The sequence below is a fragment of the Virgibacillus sp. genome (assembly GCF_013393565.1).
GTDB classification, from domain to species: domain Bacteria; phylum Bacillota; class Bacilli; order Bacillales; family Amphibacillaceae; genus Virgibacillus; species Virgibacillus dokdonensis.
The window spans coordinates 32,693-40,458 of record NZ_JABXHF010000036.1 but is presented as its reverse complement, the minus strand read 5'-3'; the positions used below and the strand labels follow the sequence as shown (position 1 = coordinate 40,458).

The following is a 7,766-nucleotide window of genomic DNA, read 5'->3' as shown; positions in this document are numbered from 1 at the left end:
TGGTCACCGAGTGTCTAAGTACCGGGATCCGCGAGTTTTACCATTAAAAAATATTGCAATCAAACTATCTGGAAACGACAGCAAGTTGGATTTGGCCACTCATGTTGAGGAAATGACACTACAATTGCTTAAAGAATATAAACCTAATAAACAATTTATAACCAATGTTGAATTTTATGCAGCTGCGTTGCTAAATGCTGTTGGTTTTGATAACAATTTGTTAACAGCAACTTTTGCGGTTAGCAGATCGGTTGGGTGGTGTGCACATTCAATAGAGGCTGCTAATGGTCCCTTGATTTATCCTCAATCGGTTTATTCAGGACCGCGAATTGGTTTATGATCGTAAATGTTTATGTTTTTCATTTGTCTGTCTATTTTGATTAGGCAAACTGAAGTTCTTGTATTGTTGTTTCTATTTTACCAAAGCAAATTAAGGGATGTTTATTATGTCTTTTACAGATATTTTCCTAATCCTAATTACAGGTTTTATAGCAGGTTTTATTAATACAATGGCCGCAGGGGGATCTCTTTTAACCCTACCTGTTTTAATTTTTCTTGGTTTACCATCCGCAGTTGCCAACGGAACTAATCGGGTTGCTATAGTGGTCCAAAGTATTGCTGCGACAACGAATTTTTATCGAAAAGGATACTTTGACAAAAAACTTGGTTTCTTGCTAAGCATTCCAGCTATTATAGGGTCAGTAATAGGAGCCAACCTTGCCGTCTCTATATCTGATCAATTATTTAACCGGATACTTGCTGTTATAATGGTAATTACAGTTATATTTATTATCTGGAGACCGGAAAAGAAAATTTCAGCGATTGGCAATGGAGACTATTCTATCGTTCGTAAAGTGTTGGGTATCACTACTTTCTTTTTTGTGGGGATTTACGGTGGATTTATTCAAGCAGGAGCTGGTTTTTTTATAATTGCTGGTTTAACAGCCATTTTTGGAATTAGTCTTGTTAAATCAAACAGTATTAAGGTTTTTGTCGGTGGAATTTACATTTTGGTTTCTCTTTTTGTATTCATTATTCATGGGCAAATTAATTGGTATCTTGGTTTGTCCTTGGCGGTTGGAAATGCCTTTGGAGCCTGGGCTGGAAGTCATATCGCCATATATAAGGGTGATAAATGGATTCGGGTTTTTCTTATCATCACCGTATTTTTCATGGCAGGGAAGCTTTTGGGTTTTTTTGATTTTTAGAATATTTATAAAAATCCTGGCTGAACTTTTGACGCATTGCCCTTATCTTTCTGCTATCTCGCAGCATCGTTAGTGAATCTGGACGGAGGTTTGGGTTTAATTATACAAAACAAGAACAGCTATTGGGGCAGAATGTAGTTCCAGTAGCTGTTATCTCATCTAATTCTATGATATGGTGTCCTAATAATAATTCCTAAATAATGTCTGCTGAAGCAACTGTGGCACTGAATCATCCGTTTTGGACTACATATATTTAGTTGATTTTTCATGTTTTATATGATTTTTAAAATATGATTCTGCAGTCAAAATATAGACAAGGAAAAAATATAACCCCACTTATAAGAAGTGAGGTTATATCTAAAATATATCTACCATGTACTAATTAACGAAGTAATTGAAGTACGCCTTGTGGTTGTTGGTTAGCTTGTGCAAGCATAGATTGAGCAGCTTGTGTAAGAATGTTGTCCTTCGTAAAGTTCATCATTTCTTTCGCCATATCCACATCACGGATTCGTGATTCAGCGGCTGTTAAGTTTTCAGCAGACGTACCTAGATTGTTAATGGTATGTTGCAAACGATTTTGTACTGCACCAATTTTCGAACGCTCAGCAGATACGTTGTCAATTGCTTCTTGAATAGTAGTAATTGCCTCGTCTGCTGCTTCTTGACTAGAAATATCGATGCCTCCTTCTCCTTCTGCAACACCTAATTCATCAGCACTCATTTTTCCAATTTCTAAAGTAAGGTTTTGCCCTTTATTAGCACCAACATGGAAAGTAGCTTCAAATGATCCATCAAGTAATTTTTGTGTATTAAACTCTGTGTCTTCAGAGATATCATTTAACGCTTGCGCTAACTGATCTACTTCTTTTTGTAATTCCGCACGGTCTTTATCTGTATTCGTGTCGTTAGAAGATTGTACGGCTAATTCACGCATACGTTGAAGGATAGCATGCGTTTCATTCATTGCACCTTCAGCAGTTTGGGCTAAAGAGATACCATCTTGTGCGTTTTTTTGTGCCATTTCCAATCCACGGATTTGACCACGCATTTTTTCAGAGATTGCTAGACCTGCAGCGTCATCTCCTGCTTTGTTAATTTTAAGACCTGAAGAAAGCTTCTCCAATGAGTTTTGTACAGCGCCGTTGTTGTTAGAAAGTTGACGATGAGTGTTCAACGCTGCAATGTTGTGATTAATAATCATAATTTTTCTACCTCCGTGTGTTTGATTTTTATACTAGCGGTCCTTATCCTTTTGAGTTGCTAGTATTTAATTTATAATAATCTCCTAATAGTAGGAGTTATTATCCAAGTACCCTAATAGTTCGTGCCAATTTATATCATCTTTCTTGATGATCTATTATTTATATCGACCATTGTTTTTTAATGTGAAGAGAAAAAATGATTTTTAATAAAAAAATATTAGTTTGAATCATTCTTTTGGAAGTAATTTCATGAAGCAACTGCTCCTATATTACAAATTCATGTGGGGTTATATCTTTTATAAATCTTAAGCTATAGGGAGATAATCAAGAGATTGTATTAATGAACGAAATGTTTTTATTGATGCGTTTTACATTTTGCACGAGTTATTTTGGAGTGAAGGTACTAATCGGTTTTCTGATTTATTGTATAAAGGGTAATTGTGTATTTAATGACATATAAATGCTGACTATGTTTAAAAACAAAATCTGTAAGCAATTACACAAGGATCACGATACTACGCCTCACAAATGGAATGTAAGAATCTAATTTGTGGAACCTTTTTCAACTCATAAATTTATCAACTATAGGAAACTATAAAATTTTTTGATCTAGTCAATTACAAGCTATCCACCATTGTAAGAAATGGTTCAAGAATACACATGTTACATTTTTAAAAAAACGTCTTACACTTTCCATTTATCCCGATAAAAGTGTATAATAGTCGAGGTTTATTATCATTTGATACAACCAATAAAGCATGGTATAAGTGTAACAGAAGCAAGAGTGATTTCCCTGCTGCATACGGATGTTTTACAACGCTTGTAGCAACAAAATGCAGACTTAATCTCTTAATAAGATGCTGTAAGACAGCATTTCATTAATTAGAAACTGCCAGCGCTGGGAAAGTCTAAGTGAGAGAAACAGTCAGTGGTCTTTAAGTCAACCCTTAGATTCCCAACAATCAGTGAATGATGCAGAAAATGCACCTTGTCTACCAAAGCTAGCGGTGGGAGGTAGTACCTAAATGCTCTATAACATGTTGGGCCTTAATTAGGCTATGATATAGCTAGAGCCTCTGCGGGCAAAATTTCTGGATCAATAAAGTAAGGTACAACAAATCTGGTCAGTTATCAAGGCTAGCAGAACCGCTCGCTCAAAAAATACAGGATAAAGCTTTATTTTCTTAAAATAGCAAACGAGAGATTTCTCCGTTTTTTTATAGTGAAAGGATTTGTTTGAATATGACAGATAATTTTTGGCGCAATTTACCAAAGCCGTTTTTTGTATTAGCACCGATGGAAGATGTGACGGATGTTGTATTTCGTCATGTCGTTAGTGAAGCTGGAAGACCCGATGTGTTTTTTACAGAATTTACAAACTCGGAGAGCTATTGCCATCCCGAGGGGAAATTTAGTGTGCGTGGACGCCTAACTTTCACAGAAGATGAACAGCCTATTGTAGCCCATATATGGGGAGATAAACCTGAAAACTTTCGCCAAATGAGTATTGGTATGGCGGAAGAAGGATTTAAAGGGCTTGATATTAATATGGGCTGCCCTGCGCCTAATGTTGCAGCGAACGGGAAGGGATGTGGGCTTATTCGACGTCCAGAAGTTGCTGCAGAGCTGATTCAAGCAGCAAAAGCAGGCGGACTGCCCGTAAGTGTGAAGACAAGGCTTGGCTACACCCAAGTGGAAGAGTGGCGGGATTGGTTACGTCACATCCTACAACAAGACATTGCAAATCTTTCTATTCACTTACGTACAAAAAAAGAAATGAGTAAAGTAGCTGCCCATTGGGAGCTCATTCCAGAAATAAAGAAACTTCGTGATGAGGTAGCACCAAATACTTTATTAACCATTAATGGAGATATTCCTGATCGTCAGACTGGTTTGGAACTTGCCCATCAATATGGTGTAGATGGGATTATGATTGGTCGAGGTATATTTAAGAATCCATTTGCGTTTGAAAAAGAGCCGAAAGAACATAGCAGTGAGGAATTGCTTGACCTCCTAAGATTGCATCTGGATCTTTTCGATAAGTATGCTATGTTGGAGCCTCGTCCGTTTAAGCCGCTTCGTCGCTTTTTTAAGATATACGTCCGTGACTTTCACGGGGCGAGCGAGTTAAGGAATCAATTAATGAGTACAGAAACGACAGATGAAGTACGTACATTGCTGGATAACTTTGAGCATTGCTAACAACCAGATGCCCCAATATTTAGGGGATCTGGTTGTTTGTTACCTATTGGGCAAATTTATATGACGTTTAACGAGCGTTATTTCTCGGGAAAAGCTTAGACACTTCTGCAACAAGGCTTTGTCTATAATAGAATTCTCTGGGCACTCGCAGAACAACTTAAAAAAGCAATACCAAGCCATCCTATAGGAGTTGAATGAAAATGAAATATATAAAATCTGCGAAATACGATAAAGCGCTTGTTAATGAAAACATGACGGGCCCTAATAGTATGAAAATACTCGAGGAACTAATGCAAGATGTTCCATTAAAAAGTGGTATGCGAGTATTAGACTTAGGTTGTGGGAATGGATTAACGTCTATATAGTAAGATTTGATGATAAGCCAAGCGTTTCTAAGATGTGCTACTACTTGTATTTCTAAAAGCTTACATATATTACGTATACTTATTTTTTTCTTTCATTCAAGTAATGCATTATCTATGGTATTTAATAATCATTTATTGATATTCAATAAATGAGGAATTATAATAGAGGTAATGATAATAAGTGAGGTGTTCCTATGAGACGTGTAGCAGTACAAATCTTGAAGGTTGCTATTTTTGTAATTGGCATCGTTGTATTCGGCTTATGTATTTTCGCCTTGCCTCCGTTAGCAAGCAGTTCAGCAGAAATGTTTCCGGAGTTTTCTTATTTACAATATCCTATTTTAATAGGCTTGTATGCGACAACAATCCCTTTTTTCTATGCGTTATATCAAGCGCTTAATTTATTGACTTATATGGAGAAGCAGCTTGCTTTTTCAGCGTTTGCGGTACGGTCATTAGCGCGTATTAAGTACAGCGCGATTGTCATTAGTCTGCTTTATATGATCGGAATGATTTATCTTCTAACGCAAAGTGCGCTTCATCCTAGTATTGCAATTGTAGGATTAGCGATTCTTTTTTCTGCCATCGTTATCATGTTGTTTGCCGCTGTTCTGCAAGGACTGTTGAAAAATGCAATGAAGATCCAATCAGAAAATGAGTTGACCATTTGAGGTGAGTACATGGCAATTATAGTTCATATTGATGTAATGTTAGCAAAAAGGAAAATGAGTGTAACGGAGCTTTCGGAAAAAGTAGGTATCACGATGGCGAACTTATCTATTTTAAAAAATGGCAAGGCGAAAGCAGTTCGTTTTTCTACGTTAGAAGCCATCTGTAAAGCGTTAGATTGTCAGCCAGGGGATATTTTAGAATATCAAGCTGACTTGGAGACAGAAAATAAAGAAGAGAATCATCGGCAAATGCAATAGAAATGACGTTGTACGGAGGTCGTGTTAAAGGCCGCTGCCTCCGCATATCTTATCAACCTATCCATCTCAGTTTTGTAGATGAATTGGTTGCGATGGAAGCATGGTCTTAGCAAAGTTAACGAACCGACATATTTGAAACCAAAACCACCTCATTCGTGATTTTAGTCATGATAGGCTCCATTGAATTGAAATAGTCCAAGCACTTCCTTTTCTAATTCCTCTTTAGAAATATTGGCATCCTCTGCTATGTGGAAAATGAAAGGGGATTCTTTGTTTTTTAAATCAACTTCTACATTCACACGGTCATACTCGTTCTTGTCAAATATATATAAATTTATCAGCTCCATCGCATGCTGTAATCTTAGTTCTTGCTTATTGCTCCGTTTAATGCTAAGGAAAATGTATCGGAAAGGTCATACGCTTCTAGTTTGTTTTCCATTGTTGTTACAAATTCATGTTGATTAATCTGATCATCAATATCAAAGAAAACATCTGCACTATCGATATAAGTAGTGAAAATATTATAATCATCTCGAGCATAGTCCATCAATTTCCCTATTCGCTCCTCTTTACTGATTTCAGGCTCTTTTTCTTTTAGGATGTTTACACTGAACAGCAATCCAATAGATAAAACAATAACCAAAAATAGGACGATTTTTTTCATCTTCCCCCTCTTTTCTCTTTTCCTGCTTTTGTTTACCAGCGTACGCCAATTAACTTTACTATACTATGTCATAAATATTCGTTGCAATTTTTTCAAAATGGTCATAAAGTCACTCCGAATCAGAATGGTGGACAGAGGTAAAAATTCTATTTACGATAGAAATAGAAGAAACAATAAGGATGAAAGGATGGTTATTTTGAAAATTCTTGTTGTAGGAGCAAACGGACAAATTGGTAAACATCTGGTGAAACAAATTCAAGATAGTGGGAAACACACGGCAAGAGCAATGATTCGTAAACAAGAGCAAGCGAGCTATTTTAACGAATTAGGTGCAGAGACAGTCATTGTGGATCTTGAAGATGAGGTAGCAGCGATTACAAAAGCGGCTGATGATGTTGACGCTGTCGTGTTTACAGCTGGTTCAGGACCTAAAACTGGAAAAGACAAAACATTAATGGTGGATTTAGATGGTGCAGTCAAAACGATGGAAGCAACGAAAGCAGCTGGGGTAAAGCGTTTTGTGATGGTAAGCTCATTTGACACAAGCAGGGAAGCTATCCAACGAGCGTCATCTTCTTTTGCACCATATGTTGTTGCTAAGCATTATGCAGATGAGTGGCTCAGAAGCACAAATTTAGATTATACGATTGTCCACCCTGGCTTATTAACAAATGATCCGGGAACGGGGAAAGTGCATGCAGCAACGAAAGTGGAGCGAGGAGAAATACCTCGAGAAGATGTGGCAAGCGTTATTTTCGGTTGTTTAGAAGACGACACAACCATTGGTAAAGATTTTCAAACCGTAACAGGTGAAACGGAAATGAAACAGGCATTACAGAAGTTATAAATAACTCTCCAATCAGTAAGGGAATCTGGGTACCCTTCGCTGATTGGAGTTTTTTTACATTATAGGAAAGTATAGAGTTTTAAAGATTATAGGATTAGAAAAACGACAGCGTTTTTCCGCTAGAAAGATTTGGCGGTAAGCCAAGTCTTTCTAACACTAGATGGTTTATAGTACAAGCAAACTACGGCGACAGCCAACTTTTCCTACAAAAAATACAAATTTTCTCCCTTAAACTTGGCGATAAGCCAAGTTTTTAATCTACTAATATTCCATTTAGACGAGAAAAAAGCCCCCAATGAAGGAGACTACACCATATGTTTTTTAGCAAGAACAATTTAACGCTTTT

Annotated in this window: 10 protein-coding genes; 7 read left to right on the top strand and 3 right to left on the bottom strand. The window is 36.9% G+C overall.

Translation table 11 applies throughout. The features are described 5' to 3' along the window. The coding region (locus HLX49_RS09480) for a citrate/2-methylcitrate synthase (protein ID WP_296361512.1) at positions 1–340 on the top strand (340 nt) is incomplete at its 5' end. A gap of 106 nt (positions 341–446) precedes the next feature. Continuing rightward, positions 447–1,208, top strand: coding sequence for a sulfite exporter TauE/SafE family protein (locus HLX49_RS09475; RefSeq protein ID WP_101933493.1), 762 nt, complete (start codon positions 447–449; stop codon positions 1,206–1,208). A gap of 382 nt (positions 1,209–1,590) precedes the next feature. Here the strand turns inward: HLX49_RS09475 and hag are convergent, their stop codons facing one another. Then, positions 1,591–2,412: a flagellin Hag gene (gene hag, locus HLX49_RS09470; RefSeq protein ID WP_101933494.1), complete on the bottom strand. Its 822-nt coding sequence runs from the start codon at positions 2,410–2,412 to the stop codon at positions 1,591–1,593. 1,243 nt (positions 2,413–3,655) lie between these two features. Here hag and HLX49_RS09465 point away from each other — a divergent pair. The 4 genes from HLX49_RS09465 to HLX49_RS09450 all read left to right on the top strand — a co-directional run bounded on the left by HLX49_RS09465 (position 3,656) and on the right by HLX49_RS09450 (position 5,909). Beyond that, on the top strand, positions 3,656–4,615 hold the full coding sequence (locus HLX49_RS09465; RefSeq protein WP_296361511.1) for a tRNA dihydrouridine synthase: 960 nt from the start codon (positions 3,656–3,658) through the stop codon (positions 4,613–4,615). Between the two features lie 200 nt (positions 4,616–4,815). Then, complete coding sequence (locus HLX49_RS09460) at positions 4,816–4,980, top strand: hypothetical protein (RefSeq protein WP_296361510.1); 165 nt, start codon at positions 4,816–4,818, stop codon at positions 4,978–4,980. A gap of 194 nt (positions 4,981–5,174) precedes the next feature. Next, complete coding sequence (locus HLX49_RS09455; RefSeq protein WP_296361509.1) at positions 5,175–5,651, top strand: DUF2975 domain-containing protein; 477 nt, start codon at positions 5,175–5,177, stop codon at positions 5,649–5,651. A gap of 9 nt (positions 5,652–5,660) precedes the next feature. After that, a complete protein-coding gene (locus HLX49_RS09450) occupies positions 5,661–5,909 on the top strand; it encodes a helix-turn-helix domain-containing protein (protein WP_296361508.1) in 249 nt (82 codons plus the stop codon). 161 nt (positions 5,910–6,070) lie between these two features. Here the strand turns inward: HLX49_RS09450 and HLX49_RS09445 are convergent, their stop codons facing one another. Beyond that, complete coding sequence (locus HLX49_RS09445; RefSeq protein WP_296361506.1) at positions 6,071–6,256, bottom strand: hypothetical protein; 186 nt, start codon at positions 6,254–6,256, stop codon at positions 6,071–6,073. Between the two features lie 14 nt (positions 6,257–6,270). Then, positions 6,271–6,573 (bottom strand): YolC/YozM family protein, encoded by a 303-nt coding sequence (locus HLX49_RS09440; protein WP_296361504.1) that lies wholly within the window; start codon positions 6,571–6,573, stop codon positions 6,271–6,273. 187 nt (positions 6,574–6,760) lie between these two features. On the opposite strand from HLX49_RS09440, the gene HLX49_RS09435 reads away from it, so the two are divergent. Beyond that, positions 6,761–7,420 carry an SDR family oxidoreductase gene (locus tag HLX49_RS09435; RefSeq protein WP_296361502.1) on the top strand — a complete coding sequence of 220 codons (660 nt, stop codon included), beginning with the start codon at positions 6,761–6,763 and terminating at the stop codon, positions 7,418–7,420. The last annotated feature ends 346 nt before the right edge of the window (positions 7,421–7,766 follow it).

What these genes read in the sequence shown, in the direction of transcription:
- HLX49_RS09475 (WP_101933493.1), top strand. Translation starts at nt 447, where the DNA reads ATGTCTTTTACAGATATTTTCCTAATCCTAATTACAGGTTTTATAGCA.
- hag (WP_101933494.1), bottom strand. Translation starts at nt 2,412, where the DNA reads ATGATTATTAATCACAACATTGCAGCGTTGAACACTCATCGTCAACTT.
- HLX49_RS09465 (WP_296361511.1), top strand. Translation starts at nt 3,656, where the DNA reads ATGACAGATAATTTTTGGCGCAATTTACCAAAGCCGTTTTTTGTATTA.
- HLX49_RS09460 (WP_296361510.1), top strand. Translation starts at nt 4,816, where the DNA reads ATGAAATATATAAAATCTGCGAAATACGATAAAGCGCTTGTTAATGAA.
- HLX49_RS09455 (WP_296361509.1), top strand. Translation starts at nt 5,175, where the DNA reads ATGAGACGTGTAGCAGTACAAATCTTGAAGGTTGCTATTTTTGTAATT.
- HLX49_RS09450 (WP_296361508.1), top strand. Translation starts at nt 5,661, where the DNA reads ATGGCAATTATAGTTCATATTGATGTAATGTTAGCAAAAAGGAAAATG.
- HLX49_RS09445 (WP_296361506.1), bottom strand. Translation starts at nt 6,256, where the DNA reads ATGGAGCTGATAAATTTATATATATTTGACAAGAACGAGTATGACCGT.
- HLX49_RS09440 (WP_296361504.1), bottom strand. Translation starts at nt 6,573, where the DNA reads ATGAAAAAAATCGTCCTATTTTTGGTTATTGTTTTATCTATTGGATTG.
- HLX49_RS09435 (WP_296361502.1), top strand. Translation starts at nt 6,761, where the DNA reads ATGGTTATTTTGAAAATTCTTGTTGTAGGAGCAAACGGACAAATTGGT.